Source organism: Flavobacterium arundinis, assembly GCF_038289855.1.
Taxonomy (GTDB): Bacteria; Bacteroidota; Bacteroidia; order Flavobacteriales; family Flavobacteriaceae; genus Flavobacterium; species Flavobacterium arundinis.
The window spans coordinates 42,331-56,598 of the sequence record NZ_JBBYHR010000009.1; the positions used below are offsets into that span (position 1 = coordinate 42,331).

The window sequence follows — 14,268 nt, forward strand, 5'->3', positions numbered from 1 at the left end:
CTGAACTTTGCGTCTTTGCGCCTTTGCGTGAAAATCTACTCATTTGCCTGCAAAAAAATCCTGCGCTCTTATATAAATTATGGTTAATTGGTCAGGAATATAAAAAGTGAAACCTCCCGTAGTTGGCGGGAGGTTTCGGAGTTTGGGTTAGTTAAGTGAGGTTAGCTTGCTACATTATTTGGGTTGTAACCCATATACGGAACATGCTTTTCATTGAAGACAACCCCAAATTCTTCGAGTTCTTTTAATATCGGTAAGTACACTTCGCGATTAATCGGAAGCTGTACTCCCGGAGTGGTTATATTTCCGTTGAGTATCTGCAGTGCAGCCATCGCTACGGGCAGGCCTACTGTTTTTGCCATCGCAGTGTAGGTCTGGTCGTCGCCAATGCATACCATGGTAGCATCAATCTGCTGCTGGTGGCCGTCAAGTACGTAGCCTATTTTGTGGTACATCACGATCATGTCTTTGTCGTCCTGGTTCAGTGTCCATTTGTCTGACAGTATCTTTTCGAGTATCTGGGCCGGGGTCGCATCGCGCAGTCCGACAATCTTCGTATCGTCAAAGAGATCGAGTTCTACCAGTTTATCCCACTGGATATCGTCATGATCTATTTTCAGGATATGCCTTAACTTAAGCTCAACCGAATCCGTCGGGTGATACGGCAGGAAAGAGTTGGTGAACTCGCGGTAGCTCATGTTCTCAGAGTCCTCCATTACATACGTATCATCGGTCATACCGAGCTGGATGAACATATTCCACGACTTGGAATAGCCCACTCTTCTTAAGGTTCCCCGGTAAAGAGTCAGTGCATCGTCAAGGCCGTAAATACTACGGTATTTAAGTGAATCGCGGTTGGCATAACCTTCGAATCGACCATAGCCTTCTACATCCATAAACTCCGTCCTGCGGAAAAGTTTATTGTACGGTATATATTTATATGTGCCTTCCTGAATGAATTTTGCTGCCCCTCCCTGTCCGGCAAGGACTACGTTTCGAGGATTCCAGGTAAATTTATAATTCCATAGGTTGTTATCACTTTCCGGGGCAACAAGGCCGCCGCAAAACGATTCAAACAACAGTACTTTGCCACCTTTGTCCCTTATATCCTCAATGATTTTCATGGCGCTCATGTGGTCGATGCCGGGATCGAGCCCAATCTCGTTCATGAAAATAAGGTTGTTCGCCTTCACCTGTTCGTCAAGGTCCTGCATGGCCGGGCTGATGTAGGAAGCCGTAACCATGTGCTTTTTGTAGGTAATGCAGTCTTTGGCTACCTCATAATGCAGATGTGCGGGCAGCATGGATATTACGACATCAGCCTTGCTTATCTCTTCTTTTCGTTGGTTCTCGTCAAAAATGTCAAACGTAATGGCCGAAGCCCTTGGATGCCCTTTGGTCTTGCGCTGCGCAAGCTCTGCCGAAAGGTCGCCTATCGTTATATGAAGGTTTTCAGTCTCCGATTTGTTCAACAGGTATTCTATTAATGACGAAGCGGAACGGCCTGCGCCAATAATCAAAATATTCCTCATAGTAGTGTTTTCCCAATTATAACACGAAAGTAGTCAAATGTTGTTTTTCTGAAAACTTTTTCGGTGTTAATTATGCTAAACTTTTTAACTTTACATTCTAATCAAAATAAAATGGACAGGAAAATCGTAGCAATTGCAGGGGTTTTAGGTGCAATCGGAATTATACTTGGCGCTTTTGGGGCCCACAGCCTCAAAGAGTTGCTGGCTCCGGAACAGCTGGCTGTGTTTGAAACCGGTGTCCGCTACCAGATGTACCACGCGCTGTTTTTACTTTTTGTAGGGATGACCCCAATGGTGTCTCAAAAAGCAAAAAGGCTGATTTTAGGATTGGTATTGAGCGGTGTGCTGTTTTTTTCCTTTTCGATCTATTTTTTAGCGTGCAAATCACTTTTTTCAGTCGACGTTACGATAATCGGGCCTGTCACGCCAATTGGAGGATTATTACTTATAGCGGCATGGGTTGTATTAATTTTAAATATAATGAGGCGAAAAGGATAAAAATTTTTCAAATTCTTATTTTGTAACAATTTATTTTTTACTTTTGCCCTTTGAAACAACTCAACTTATTCTAAAAAGTATGGATAATTACGGCCTTTTTACGAAAACGATTTCGTTAGAAAACTTAGGGATTAAAGATGCTAATGTAAGATATCAGTTGTCTCCGGACGAGCTGCATGATATTACAATTGAAAAAGGTCAGGGCGTTGAAAGCGCTACAGGTGCCCTTGCCATCAATACGGGTGAATTTACAGGAAGGTCTCCTCAGGATCGTTTTATAGTAAAAGATAGTATTACCGAAGATAAAGTGTGGTGGGGGAATGTGAACATTCCGTTTGACAGCGCTAAATTTGATGCACTTCATAAAAAAGTAGCAGCCTATTTATCCGGTAAAGAAATATTTGTACGCGACAGCTATGTTTGTGCCGATGAGAATTACAGGCTTAATGTAAGGGTGGTTACCGAAACTGCCTGGTCGAACCTGTTTTGCTACAATATGTTCCTTCGTCCTGAAGAATCAGAACTGGAGGATTTCACAGCCGACTGGCATGTAGTGTGCGCTCCGGGCTTTATGGCAGATCCTGCTGTAGACGGGACACGCTCGCACAACTTTGCAATACTTGATTTCACAAGGAAGATTGCCCTAATAGGCGGTACAGGTTACACAGGCGAAATGAAAAAAGGCATATTCTCTGCGCTTAACTTCATACTTCCTGTATTTAAGGATACCTTCCCGATGCACTGTAGTGCGAATGTGGGTAAAGATGGTGATACCGCTATTTTCTTCGGGCTTTCGGGTACAGGCAAGACTACGTTGTCTGCCGATCCGGAACGCAAGCTGATAGGTGACGATGAGCACGGATGGACCAATGAGAATACAGTATTTAACTTTGAAGGCGGCTGCTATGCCAAGGTAATTAACCTTACCGAGGAGAACGAGCCGGATATCTTCAGGGCTATCAAAAGGGGCGCGATACTGGAGAATGTAATCTTCAAGCCGGGTACGAACGAGGTGGATTATACTGATATCTCTATTACTCAGAACACCCGCGTTAGTTACCCGATATATCATATTGACAACATACAGCCGGGTTCTATAGGGTACAATCCTAAAAATATATTTTTCCTGAGCGCCGACTCGTTCGGTATCCTGCCTCCGATCTCTAAACTGACACCGGGACAGGCTGCTTATTACTTCATTTCGGGCTATACCGCTAAAGTTGCCGGAACCGAAGCAGGTGTAAACGAGCCTCAGCCTAACTTCTCTGCATGCTTTGGTGCGCCGTTCATGCCGCTGCATCCTGCAAAATATGCAGAGATGCTTATCAAAAAAATGAAAGATGCCGGCGTAAACGTTTGGCTTATCAATACCGGATGGTCTGGTGGCGCTTATGGCACCGGCCAAAGGATGAAATTAAAATATACCAGGGCAATGATCACCGCTGCCCTGAATGGCAAACTTGACAATGTAGCGTACAAAGACCATACGGTTTTTGGCCTTGCGAAGCCGCAAAGCTGCCCTAACGTGCCTGCTGAGATCCTTAATCCAAGGAACACATGGGAAGATAAGGAAGCTTATGATGCCAAAGCCCTTGAGCTGGCTGAGGCGTTCAGGAAAAACTTTGCAAAATTCGAGGAATTTGCCAATGAAGAGATTATGGCCGGCGGACCGTTGGCATAATGTGAATTTTAGAATAGATGTTTTTTGGAAAGAAAGGCTGCCCCGTAAAAAGGGCAGCTTTTTGTTTTGGGATTTTTGCTACTTTTATGCCAATAAATAATAAACCGATTATGAGAAATATATATTTAGGACTTACTGCTTTATCATTTTGCCTTTTTCTTGCTGGCTGTAGATTTAACGCAACGCGCACAGGCCAGCTAAGCGATAAGTCAGATGGTGATGCTGTTGCCAATAAATTGTTTAGTGCGCTTAGCGACCATGATTACAGCCGGGCAGATAAACTGTTTGGAGAGGAGTTTTTTAAAGCGACCCCTTTAGATTCATTGCATCATATTTTTGATATGACCACGAAGAAACTGGGTGGGTTCAAAAGTAATAAACTTCTTGACTGGAACACAAGTGAAATATCCGGGACCGATGAAAGGACAGAATACCTGTTTGTTTATGAGGTTGAATATGAAAAATATTCCGCAAAAGAAACGATACGTATGCTCAAGAAAGCAGATGAAGATGACATAAAAATTTTAAGATACGATATAGACTCGCAGGGTTTTATTAAATAAGGTGTGTGTTGTTCTAATTTGCAAAAGTTCAATATTCCTGCAATATGTTTTCCGGAACTATTTATGACCGTAAAGACTTAAAATTGTACAGAATTCCTGTAAATTTGTATATAAATGAAAATGAAATGGATATTCAAACCAGAAAAATAAACTTTGTACAGGAATTTCTCAAATTGCAAAATGAGGAATTGATTACGCATTTGGAAGATATCTTAAGTAAGGCAAAAACGGTTAAACAGCGTTCGCCCATGTCGATCGATGAATTCAACGCAAGGATAGACCAGTCACTGGAAGATTCTGATAACGACAGGGTTATTCATGTAGATGACCTGCTTAGTGAGATTGAAAAATGGGAGTAGGGATTTATTGGACTGTCTTTTCAAGAAAACAGTTAAGGGATATTTTTTATTACTACCGTGACAATGCCAGTTTTCCAGTCGCTCAAAAACTTATTTCAGGGATTGTTCAGGAGACGAAAAAGTTGGGTGAAGGTTATGAAATTGGGCAACGGGAAGAACTACTTATTGAGAGAAATAAAGATTTCAGGTATTTAGTTTTCAGGAATTATAAAATTGTCTACAGGTACAATCCTGAAAAGGAAAGGATTGATATTGCAGACGTTTTTGATACCAGGCAAAATCCAGTTAAGATAACACGTAAAAAATAACAGTTCTTATATTCCGTCTCTGCATATACATTTTTTATATATGAAACCCGTGTACTTTATGTTTTTAATAATCTTTGTTTTAATAAACCTCTTTGCCTTATATCTTTATATAGATGGATATATTATAAATAAAGGGATTAAAACCTTGAGTTTAGTCGACACGATCTGTCTGTTGTCATTTGATGTGGTCGTTATTTCGGTAGTATTTAGCTTTAGAAAATATATTCGAAAATAAAAACCGCCCAATAAATCAGGCGGTTTTTGTATTTATAAAGTAATATTCTCTATTTTTCCTTATTTGCTTTAATTATATATTTTTCCAGTGCCATTGTCATAGACGGCGTTTCAGGTGTAGGAGCCATGATGTCAACCCTAAGGCCGTGTTCCAGCGCTTCTTTTTGCGTGGTAAGGCCGAAAACTGCTATACGTGTGTTGTTCTGTTCGAAATCCGGGAAGTTCATAAATAATGACTTGATTCCGGTAGGGCTGAAGAAAGCCAGTACATCATAGTACACATCCTTCAGGTCGCTCAGGTCGCTCATAACTGTTTTGTAGAAGGTACCCGGTGTCCAGTCCACTTTAAGGCTGTTGAGTGTTTGTGGCACATCAAAGTTCAATTGATCCGATGCCGGGAGCAGGAATTTTTCGTCCTTATACTTTTTGATAAGCGGGGAAAGATCGGTGAAATCTTTCTGTCCTACATAGATTTTCCTTTTTCGGTATACCACATATTTTTGCAGATAAAAGGCAATAGCCTCACTTTGGCAAAAATACTTCAGGGTTTCAGGAACTTTAAAGCGCATTTCTTCGGCCACACGAAAAAAGTGGTCGATGGAGTTCTTGCTGGTAAGTATTATCGCGGTATAGTTATTAAGGTCTATTTTTTGCGCCCTAACATCTTTTGCGCTTACACCCTCAACGTGAATAAATGGCCTGAAGTCAACCTTTACTTTTAATTTTTGCTGAATTTCAAAGTAGGGGGAATTATCTACTTTAGGCTCAGGCTGCGAAACCAAAATCGTTTTCACTTTCATATACTGCAATTCTTTACTAACTTTTTGTAAACCAATAATACATGAAATAATAGGGTGCTATTTCAAGTGCGCAAAGATACAAAATAAAATAAAACAATTTGCCCAGTATCAAATTTTGATATAGCCTTAACGATAAGAGGTAAGAAATAATGCTTGCAACCAGTATAATCGCAATGATTCCGTACAAAACATACGGATGGATGTCGTCATTATAAAATAACACAATGTTAACAGGGAGCAGCAAAAGGCCGATATAAGTCCTGTAATTTACCTTATGGAGGTTGAACTGCTCATTAAATTCTTCGATATTGAACGATGTGGCGATTATTTTTTCAATCAGGTATTTTGCCAGTATAAATACGGCTATAAGGGTAAATAACTGTATAAACGATATCCAGTTCGTTTTTTCGGCCAGGTCAAAGTAATGCAGCAGGAACTGAAGCAGGAAGGTGAACGAAATAACCTGGATAAAAAAGAAAGATATGGTAAACCAGCTCAGAAGGTTGCCCCCGTCTTTATATATCTTCGTATATTTGTCTGATACGGCAAGCTTTATAAATTCGGTAAAGCGGGTTTCAAACACAGCCCTGTTGATGGCAATAAGGCCAAAACAAACCACAAACAGGATGGTGGCCCAATCCTTGCCGCCTACTGCCCTAATGTCTAAAACCAGTTCTGTCATAGCTGCAAAATTACTATTTTTTGCATTCGGTTATTTTAATTATACTTTAATTATGCTTCAGACGTTAGAAATACATTATTTTTGCACAAAAATTCAGCGGACCAGATGAGTGATGGGATAGTTATAATTCCGACTTATAACGAAATTGAAAATATAGAACCTATCATAAGGGCAGTATTATCGCTTGATACCGCTTTTGATGTACTGATAGTGGACGATAATTCGCCGGATGGCACCGCACAAAAGGTAAGGGAACTGCAGCAGGAGTATGCCGGAAAACTTTTTCTTGAAGTAAGAGCGGGAAAATCCGGATTGGGTACTGCTTATGTGCATGGTTTCAAATGGGCCATCAGCAGGAAGTATGAATATATTTTTGAGATGGATGCCGATTTTTCGCATAATCCCAATGATCTTGTACGATTGTACGATGCCTGCAAAAAAGGCGCTGATATGGCTATAGGATCACGGTATGTCACCGGGGTAAATGTGGTGAACTGGCCGCTAAGCCGTGTGCTTATGTCCTATTATGCCTCGGCTTATGTGAGAACAATCACTGGGATGACGATACGCGATGCAACTGCCGGCTTCATCTGCTATAAGCGAAAGGTGCTGGAAAGCGTTAACCTCGACAGGATAAAATTTGTGGGGTATGCCTTCCAGATCGAAATGAAATACAGGGCTTATGCCAATGGCTTTAATATTACAGAGGTGCCGATCATATTTACCGATCGCACCATGGGCGAATCAAAAATGAGCGGTGCCATATTCAAGGAAGCTATTTTTGGGGTAATATCGCTGAGAATGAAAAAAATGCTAAACAGACTATAAGAGATAAATGAACAGGATTTTAATTAAGAATGCCAAAATTGTAAATGAAGGAGCCATTTTTGAAGGCGATCTTTTAATTGAAGACAAGTTTATTAAAGAAATTGCCGAGAGCATCAGTGCGAAATTTTCGGATGTAAAGATCATCGATGCCGAGGGTAGCTTTTTGATCCCCGGGGCTATTGATGACCAGGTGCATTTCCGTGAACCGGGGCTAACGCATAAAGGCACCATTGAAACCGAGTCGCGTGCAGCGGTTGCCGGCGGAATCACTTCGTTCATAGAACAGCCGAACACAGTGCCGAATGCCGTTACTCAGGAGCTGCTTGAGGAGAAATACCAGAGGGCTTCGGAAACATCGTATGCTAATTATGGCTTTATGATGGGTGGTACCAATGACAACCTTGAGGAGCTATTGAAAACCAATCCGAAGAATGTACCAGGGATCAAATTATTCCTTGGGTCATCTACCGGAAATATGCTGGTTGACGATGAGGCCGTGCTCGAAAAGATATTCAGCAGCACCCAGATGCTCATAGCAGCGCATTGCGAGGATGAAACGACGATACGACAGAACCTTGAAAAATATAAAGAAGAGTATGGCGATGATATCCCTGTAAAATTCCACCCGCTGATACGCAGTGCCGAGGCATGCTATATCTCGTCTTCCAGAGCTGTGGCGCTTGCCAAAAAAACAGGGGCAAGGCTGCATGTTTTCCATGTGTCTACTGCAAAAGAGCTTGAACTGTTTACCAATAAGATTCCACTCGAGGATAAAAAGATAACCGCCGAAGTGTGCATTCACCACCTTTGGTTCAGCGATGCCGATTACGAAAAGAAGGGCGCGCTCATAAAATGGAACCCGGCTGTTAAGACAGCTGAAGACCGCCAGGCGCTTTGGGATGCGTTGCTTGACGACAGGATCGATGTTGTTGCGACCGACCATGCCCCACATACATTAGACGAAAAGAAAAACCCTTACACAAGCTCGCCTTCGGGAGGGCCATTGGTGCAGCATGCCGTTGTGGCAATGTTTGAGGCCTACCACCAAAAGAAGATATCTGTAGAAAAGATCGTGGAGAAAATGGCGCATAACCCCGCCAAATTATTCCGTGTAGAAAAGCGTGGTTTCGTCAAGGAAGGTTATTATGCCGACCTTGTTATTGTAAATCCAGGGCTTCCGTGGAATGTGAAAAAAGAAAATATTTTATACAAATGTGGCTGGTCTCCGTTCGAAGGGGTTAACTTTAAATCAAGGATTACCCATACCTTTGTAAACGGCAGCCTTGTATATAATAACTTTAAGGTGAAAGATATCCGCTGCGGCGAAAGGCTTTTATTTGACAGGTAACCTATGAGAAATATAGCATACATATTACTATCAGTACTTCTTGTTTCCTGCGGGGAAGAAAAAGCGGAAAAGCCGAAACACCTGCTGCAGGAAGATGAAATGGTGAATATACTGTATGATATTACCCTCTTGCAGGCTATAAGCTCGTATACCCCAAAAGCGCTTGAAGACAGCAAGATTGATAACAGGAACTACATCTATAAAAAGTATAAGACCGACAGCCTGACGTTTGCCCTAAGCAACGAATATTATGCCTCTGACCTGGATGTTTATGACGGTATACAAAAGAAAGTTGCTGCAAAAATAGAGCAGGATAAAATAAAATACGGATTAAAAAAGAATACGGTTACACCAACAGCAAATGTTACCGGCACCGGGCCAAAGATACGGCCAAGGACAAGGACTATAAAAGCTGATTAGAGTACTGCGCAGCCAGTTCCTTCAAATAAGGTTTCATAGGAGTAAATACGTAACCCAGTTTTGAATTTAGTTTTTCGCTGGTATATTTATCTGTGGCGTAGGAAGATCTTGCCATGCCTTTTGTAAGCATCCGTTTCCGCATAAGCACTTTTGAGATAAGCCAGTCTATGCGCCATCCAAAAGCAGCCATAAGCTTTGTTGCATAAACCGAAGGGCGTTTCTTTTTCATCCCATCGGCAATGGTGTCAAGGATTTTCTTGTAAGAAAGATTGTCAGATGCCACGATGTAACGCTCCCCGGAAATATCGGAAGCCATAAGGTGTATCATAACATTTACCACATCTTCCACTGCAACAATGCCGCAGGTGCCATGGGTATAAAAATACTGGCCTTTGTCAACGGTACGCAGCACTGCGCCGCTTCCCTGTTCCCAAAAGCCATAGCCAAATATGAGCCCGGGATTTACAACTACCACGCTCAGGCCTTCCTGCCACGCACGCCACACTTCCATTTCCGCGCCATATTTCGCGATGGCATAATCGCCGTGCTTTATTTCCGGGTTCCACTCGGTTTCTTCGGTAATGGTTTCGCCGTCCTCTTTGGTGTCGCCCAACGCGGCAATAGAGCTGATGTGGCAGAATTTTTTTATACCATAGGCCAGGGCAATGTTCACCATATTGGCAGTACCCTCAATATTTACTTTTCGTAATTGCTCTTCATCGCGGGGATCGAAAGAGATGAAAGCGGCGCAGTGATACACGTATGCAACACCTTCAAAAGCATCCTCAAGCGAAGGCACATCAATAATATCGCCCTTAACCCATTCGATTGTATCGAACAGTTCCTGCTTTTTATAATGAGTAAAAAGATTCTTTGTTTTTGCAAGGGATTCGGCGCTGCGGTACAAAGCACGAGCCCGCTCGCCATTGGCTGTAAGTTGCAACAGCAAATGGGCGCCTACCAATCCTGTACCGCCGGTTACTAAAATCATAGATGCAAATGTAATTTTTACTGCGCATTTATCCTTATTTGTTCCCGTTTTTTCACACAGGTTTGTATTTTTGCAGCTTATTAAAACCAAACATGAAAAATTTTGTAGAAGAACTGAGATGGAGGGGCATGGTACACGACATTATGCCGGGAACTGAAGAGCAACTGAATAAGGAAATGACTACGGCCTATATTGGCTTTGACCCGACTTCCGATTCACTGCACATCGGCAGCCTTGTTCCTATAATCATTTTGGTGCATCTGCAAAAATGCGGACATAAGCCTATCGCATTAGTTGGCGGCGCTACCGGGATGATAGGCGACCCATCGGGCAAATCAGATGAGCGTAACCTGCTTGACGAAGCTGCGTTGGAGAAAAACGTTGCCGGCATCAAAGGTGTGCTGTCGCGCTTCCTTGACTTTAATTCGGCTGATGCCAATGCCCCTGTACTTGTGAACAACTACGACTGGATGAAAGAGTTCTCGTTCATCGGGTTTGTGCGCGATGTGGGCAAGCGTATCACGGTGAACTATATGATGGCAAAAGATTCGGTAAAGAAGCGCCTTACAGGTGAAGCCGGGTCGGGGATGTCATTTACCGAATTCACCTACCAACTGATACAGGGTTACGATTTTTACCACCTGCACAAAGAATACAACTGCCTGCTGCAACTGGGCGGTAGCGACCAATGGGGCAACATAACAACAGGGACGGAACTGGTACGCAGGATGAACGATGAAGGCGCGAAAGCCTATGCCATGACCTGTCCACTTATAACGAAAGCAGATGGCTCTAAATTCGGGAAGTCCGAAGGCGGCAATATCTGGCTGGATGCCGACAAGACTTCGGTATATAAATTCTACCAGTTTTGGCTGAATACAAGCGATGCCGATGCTGAAAAATACATAAAGATATTCACGTTCCTTCCTAAAGAAGAGATCGATACCCTGATAGAAGAGCACAACACAGCGCCACACGTAAGGGTGCTGCAAAAAAGGCTGGCCGAAGAAGTAACGACTTTCGTCCATTCAAAAGAGGATTTTGAAGAGGCCGCTAAAAAATCGGTTTTTGCTTTTTCGAACTTCAGCCGTGAGGATCTGGAAAGCCAAAATGAAGAATTTTTTACCGATATCTTCGGTGAATTCATGGGTGCTGAAATTACACGCGAGCAGCTACAGGAAGGTGTTGATATTGTACTTGCCCTGGCTGATACGACCAATATATTCCCGTCACGCGGAAAGGCAAGGGAAGCGGTATTAGCTAGTGCTATTGCTATTAATAAAGAGAAAGTAGCTGAAGGTTACCTGCTTTCAGATAAAGATATCATACTTGGAAAATATATCCTGGTACAGCATGGTAAAAAGAAATACTTTGTGATCACAGTAAGATAATGAAAGGAGCTGAAAGGCTCCTTTTTTATTGTGAATCAGTTCATTGTTAGCGATGAACGACGAAGTAATATTTATGCTTACGTAAATTCAAAGATCGCCACGCTCCGTTCCTCCGCTCGCGATGACAGTCTGTATGTTTAGGTTCCGAGTGAAGCTCAATCTAAAATCTACGATCTGAAATCTGAAATTAGACAACCATCAGGTTACATCCCCGGATATCCGAATTGTCGAAGCGTCCCAGTACCTCAAACGATTGGTTGGGGTATTTCTTGCCAAGGTCCTGAGTGGCGATAAAGGAGCAGGAATTGATATTAGCAAGATCGATCACGTTGATGCCGCCGGTCTTTCCATAATCTACATAGGTAAGAGCATCTTCCGTATCACGGATAAAGATATCCATCCACGGCGGGCATTCGAAAATGCCATTGCCAAGGGAATATGCCTGCGAAAGCAATTCCGTCATTCCGTATTCGGAATGGATCTCGCCTACGCCAAAGCCTTTACACAACACCTCGTGAAGTTCTTCGCGTATCATTTCGCGGCGGCGGCCTTTCATGCCCCCGGTTTCCATAATGATGGTATTCTTTAAGTTGAAATCCTGTTTCTCAATAAGGTCGAGCAGGGCATAGGTGACGCCTATCAGCAATACATTCTGACCTTCGGAATCAAGTTTTATTAGCTTCGTAATAAGCTCGTCGTAATTGTGGAGGTAAAAGCCGCTGTCAGGATTATTAGAACCCTGTATCAGGTCTTCAACCATGTAGATAAGGGAAGATCCCTCACGTTCCAGATAGGAGGGCAGGAGGGCCAGGACAGCATAATTTTCGATGTTGCCATAAAACTGCGAGAACGCCAGGCGAAAACTCTGCTCGTAATAATTGAGGTCGGTAACCAAATGGCGGCTGGTTGTCATTCCGGTAGTGCCGCTACTGGTAAATGTTGCCTGTACAGGTTCCGGAGAGCTCACAACATCATGCGTCTTAAAAAACTGGATCGGGAGAAAAGGTATGTCCCTAACCGACTTCACGTTTTGCTTATCCTTATTCAAAAAGCCGCAAAAGTCACGATAAACGGTATTGTTATCGTACTGGTAGCGGAAAACCTTTAAGGTGATTTTCTCGAACTCTTTTTTGGAAGAAATGGCAAATATGTCGGGGGCGGTAATCACTATAGAAGTTTTAGCAAAAATACAAAATAAAAAAGCACCGCCGTAGCAGTGCTTTTCCAAATATGGTTTAATAAGATTATTGTACTACTAATTTCTTAGTAGCAGTTTTGCCTTCTTCAGTGATCTTTACCATGTAAACACCGCTTGTAAGGTTGCTTGCATTGATGCTTGTGTTAGCAGTTGTAGTATTTAGAACTTGTTTTCCAAGTACATCATATATTGCAACTGTTTTTACAGCGTTAGCATCTGTACTAATATTAAGTACATTGCCTGTAAGTGGGTTAGGGTATAATTTAAGACCTGCAATCATGTTGTCTTTTACGCCTGCAACAGAATTATCCACAAATGAAAGGTCATCATAGTAAATAAGCCCTGAATCCTGGCCTGTAGTTTCCTGATAAATCCTGAAATCTATCCTGAAATGAGTTGCAGCAGCAGGAGCTGATAATGTATAAGTAACCAATTGCCATCCTGTTGAATTCGGGTAATAATCCGGCCTTAAAACGTCTGCATTGTTGTCTAATTGTGGAGATGTGGTATTGTTATTATCCCTCCATGCAGCCCAATGCCTTCCTCTTGCATTGTCACTTTCGTCTTTAAACCAGTAAGAGAAGGTGTAGCTGTGTCCGCCTGTTACAGGGATATCAGTTACTGCCATCCTTACGTGTCCTGTACCTGCAGGAGCCATAACTTTAGCAGAGCTTGCTCCGCCATGTACATTGGCAGCGCCGCTTTCCTGTGTAACAGATCCGGTAGTAGCATTCTGCTGAGTGATAGTGAACCCTTCAGGAGCACCTGCGGTCCAGGCCTCAAATGTGCCGTTTGGCACAAGGTTTTGTGCATTAGCAGAGATAGCGGTAAGTGCTATAACTGATAATAAAGAGTAGATTTTTTTCATGTCGTTAGTTTTTAATTTTTGATATTTTGTCCTGTACAAATATAGAAACATTTTATTTCAATCAGAAAGCTGCGTAATAAAATTAAGACATTTTTATCAGCAAGTTAAGTTCGTGTTAAGTAGCCTAAATTACTTAACAATCAGCTTGCGGGTGGCAGTAGCATCGCCTTCCTTAACTTTGATAATGTAAACTCCGGGTGTAAGGCTGTTGATGTTCAGTTCTTTACCGGAAAGTGTGGTTTGCAGTATTTTCTTACCAAGCACATCGTAAATTTCCACATCTTTGCTTTGAGACGACTTGGAAGTGATGTAAATCCTGTCTGAGGTGGCAGGGTTTGGGTAGATGTTCAATCCCTCTATTGCTTCCTTGCCGGCAGCAGCAACTCCTTTGTTTTCCTGGGCTTTAGCGCCTATCGAAAACAAACAGAACAGCAGTAAGGTTATATAAAAGTATTTTTTTGACATAGTGGTGATTGATTTTGTAAATATATAAATTTATTTCAAATATTATACCAAAAAAGTTAGGTACGAATTTTACTTTATATTGGCTTAAAATGATTAGATGAG

Annotated in this window: 16 protein-coding genes; 9 read left to right on the forward strand and 7 right to left on the reverse strand. The window is 42.3% G+C overall.

The features are described from left to right. Positions 1-161: 161 nt before the first annotated feature. Complete coding sequence (locus tag AAEO56_RS15065; protein WP_341697888.1) at positions 162-1,532, reverse strand: saccharopine dehydrogenase family protein; 1,371 nt, start codon at positions 1,530-1,532, stop codon at positions 162-164. Positions 1,533-1,643: 111 nt separating this feature from the next. Here AAEO56_RS15065 and AAEO56_RS15070 point away from each other — a divergent pair, with 111 nt between their 5' ends. The 5 genes from AAEO56_RS15070 (at position 1,644) to AAEO56_RS15090 (ending at position 4,941) form a co-directional block, all read left to right on the forward strand. Continuing rightward, a complete protein-coding gene (locus AAEO56_RS15070; protein WP_341697889.1) occupies positions 1,644-2,030 on the forward strand; it encodes a DUF423 domain-containing protein in 387 nt (128 codons plus the stop codon). A 79-nt stretch (positions 2,031-2,109) separates the two neighbouring features. Continuing rightward, positions 2,110-3,711 (forward strand): phosphoenolpyruvate carboxykinase (ATP), encoded by a 1,602-nt coding sequence (gene pckA, locus AAEO56_RS15075; RefSeq protein WP_341697890.1) that lies wholly within the window; start codon positions 2,110-2,112, stop codon positions 3,709-3,711. 110 nt (positions 3,712-3,821) lie between these two features. Beyond that, complete coding sequence (locus AAEO56_RS15080; protein ID WP_341697891.1) at positions 3,822-4,274, forward strand: hypothetical protein; 453 nt, start codon at positions 3,822-3,824, stop codon at positions 4,272-4,274. A gap of 125 nt (positions 4,275-4,399) precedes the next feature. Next, entirely contained in the window at positions 4,400-4,633 is a 234-nt protein-coding gene (locus tag AAEO56_RS15085; RefSeq protein ID WP_341697892.1) for a hypothetical protein, read from the forward strand. Next, positions 4,624-4,941, forward strand: a complete 318-nt coding sequence (locus tag AAEO56_RS15090) for a type II toxin-antitoxin system RelE/ParE family toxin (protein ID WP_341697893.1) — start codon at positions 4,624-4,626, stop codon at positions 4,939-4,941. Before AAEO56_RS15085 ends, AAEO56_RS15090 begins: the two co-directional genes overlap by 10 nt. Before the next feature lie 284 nt (positions 4,942-5,225). On the opposite strand, the gene AAEO56_RS15095 is transcribed toward AAEO56_RS15090, so the two are convergent. Together AAEO56_RS15095 and AAEO56_RS15100 are read right to left on the reverse strand one after the other, a co-directional pair. Beyond that, a complete protein-coding gene (locus tag AAEO56_RS15095; RefSeq protein ID WP_341697894.1) occupies positions 5,226-5,975 on the reverse strand; it encodes a uroporphyrinogen-III synthase in 750 nt (249 codons plus the stop codon). Between the two features lie 16 nt (positions 5,976-5,991). Next, complete coding sequence (locus AAEO56_RS15100; RefSeq protein WP_341697895.1) at positions 5,992-6,657, reverse strand: DUF4271 domain-containing protein; 666 nt, start codon at positions 6,655-6,657, stop codon at positions 5,992-5,994. A gap of 105 nt (positions 6,658-6,762) precedes the next feature. On the opposite strand from AAEO56_RS15100, the gene AAEO56_RS15105 reads away from it, so the two are divergent. Genes AAEO56_RS15105 through AAEO56_RS15115 form a run of 3 tightly spaced genes read left to right on the forward strand, consistent with a single transcriptional unit; the run spans position 6,763 to position 9,253 of the window. Then, positions 6,763-7,485: a polyprenol monophosphomannose synthase gene (locus tag AAEO56_RS15105; RefSeq protein ID WP_341697896.1), complete on the forward strand. Its 723-nt coding sequence runs from the start codon at positions 6,763-6,765 to the stop codon at positions 7,483-7,485. Between the two features lie 7 nt (positions 7,486-7,492). Continuing rightward, positions 7,493-8,833, forward strand: a complete 1,341-nt coding sequence (locus AAEO56_RS15110) for a dihydroorotase (RefSeq protein WP_341697897.1) — start codon at positions 7,493-7,495, stop codon at positions 8,831-8,833. A gap of 3 nt (positions 8,834-8,836) precedes the next feature. Then, a complete protein-coding gene (locus AAEO56_RS15115; protein WP_341697898.1) occupies positions 8,837-9,253 on the forward strand; it encodes a DUF4296 domain-containing protein in 417 nt (138 codons plus the stop codon). On the opposite strand, the gene AAEO56_RS15120 is transcribed toward AAEO56_RS15115, so the two are convergent. After that, positions 9,237-10,244: an NAD-dependent epimerase/dehydratase family protein gene (locus AAEO56_RS15120; protein WP_341697899.1), complete on the reverse strand. Its 1,008-nt coding sequence runs from the start codon at positions 10,242-10,244 to the stop codon at positions 9,237-9,239. The two genes, AAEO56_RS15115 and AAEO56_RS15120, sit on opposite strands and share 17 nt — an antisense overlap. 92 nt (positions 10,245-10,336) lie before the next feature. Here AAEO56_RS15120 and tyrS point away from each other — a divergent pair, with 92 nt between their 5' ends. After that, positions 10,337-11,635, forward strand: coding sequence for a tyrosine--tRNA ligase (gene tyrS / locus AAEO56_RS15125; protein ID WP_341697900.1), 1,299 nt, complete (start codon positions 10,337-10,339; stop codon positions 11,633-11,635). Between the two features lie 187 nt (positions 11,636-11,822). Here the strand turns inward: tyrS and AAEO56_RS15130 are convergent, their stop codons facing one another. The 3 genes from AAEO56_RS15130 to AAEO56_RS15140 form a co-directional block, all read right to left on the reverse strand. After that, a complete protein-coding gene (locus AAEO56_RS15130; protein WP_341697901.1) occupies positions 11,823-12,803 on the reverse strand; it encodes a LuxE/PaaK family acyltransferase in 981 nt (326 codons plus the stop codon). Positions 12,804-12,879: 76 nt separating this feature from the next. Further along, the gene (locus AAEO56_RS15135; RefSeq protein WP_341697902.1) at positions 12,880-13,701 is read right to left on the reverse strand and encodes a T9SS type A sorting domain-containing protein; all 822 of its coding nucleotides are present in this window, start codon (positions 13,699-13,701) and stop codon (positions 12,880-12,882) included. Between the two features lie 129 nt (positions 13,702-13,830). Next, positions 13,831-14,166 (reverse strand): T9SS type A sorting domain-containing protein, encoded by a 336-nt coding sequence (locus AAEO56_RS15140; RefSeq protein WP_341697903.1) that lies wholly within the window; start codon positions 14,164-14,166, stop codon positions 13,831-13,833. Positions 14,167-14,268 lie beyond the last annotated feature (102 nt).

Bases quoted from the DNA above. Each gene is read 5' to 3' on its own strand.
- AAEO56_RS15095 (WP_341697894.1), bottom strand. From the start codon at position 5,975: ATGAAAGTGAAAACGATTTTGGTTTCGCAGCCTGAGCCTAAAGTAGAT.
- AAEO56_RS15065 (WP_341697888.1), bottom strand. From the start codon at position 1,532: ATGAGGAATATTTTGATTATTGGCGCAGGCCGTTCCGCTTCGTCATTA.
- tyrS (WP_341697900.1), top strand. From the start codon at position 10,337: ATGAAAAATTTTGTAGAAGAACTGAGATGGAGGGGCATGGTACACGAC.
- AAEO56_RS15140 (WP_341697903.1), bottom strand. From the start codon at position 14,166: ATGTCAAAAAAATACTTTTATATAACCTTACTGCTGTTCTGTTTGTTT.
- pckA (WP_341697890.1), top strand. From the start codon at position 2,110: ATGGATAATTACGGCCTTTTTACGAAAACGATTTCGTTAGAAAACTTA.
- AAEO56_RS15110 (WP_341697897.1), top strand. From the start codon at position 7,493: ATGAACAGGATTTTAATTAAGAATGCCAAAATTGTAAATGAAGGAGCC.
- AAEO56_RS15135 (WP_341697902.1), bottom strand. From the start codon at position 13,701: ATGAAAAAAATCTACTCTTTATTATCAGTTATAGCACTTACCGCTATC.
- AAEO56_RS15090 (WP_341697893.1), top strand. From the start codon at position 4,624: ATGGGAGTAGGGATTTATTGGACTGTCTTTTCAAGAAAACAGTTAAGG.
- AAEO56_RS15100 (WP_341697895.1), bottom strand. From the start codon at position 6,657: ATGACAGAACTGGTTTTAGACATTAGGGCAGTAGGCGGCAAGGATTGG.
- AAEO56_RS15115 (WP_341697898.1), top strand. From the start codon at position 8,837: ATGAGAAATATAGCATACATATTACTATCAGTACTTCTTGTTTCCTGC.
- AAEO56_RS15120 (WP_341697899.1), bottom strand. From the start codon at position 10,244: ATGATTTTAGTAACCGGCGGTACAGGATTGGTAGGCGCCCATTTGCTG.
- AAEO56_RS15080 (WP_341697891.1), top strand. From the start codon at position 3,822: ATGAGAAATATATATTTAGGACTTACTGCTTTATCATTTTGCCTTTTT.
- AAEO56_RS15070 (WP_341697889.1), top strand. From the start codon at position 1,644: ATGGACAGGAAAATCGTAGCAATTGCAGGGGTTTTAGGTGCAATCGGA.
- AAEO56_RS15105 (WP_341697896.1), top strand. From the start codon at position 6,763: ATGAGTGATGGGATAGTTATAATTCCGACTTATAACGAAATTGAAAAT.
- AAEO56_RS15085 (WP_341697892.1), top strand. From the start codon at position 4,400: ATGGATATTCAAACCAGAAAAATAAACTTTGTACAGGAATTTCTCAAA.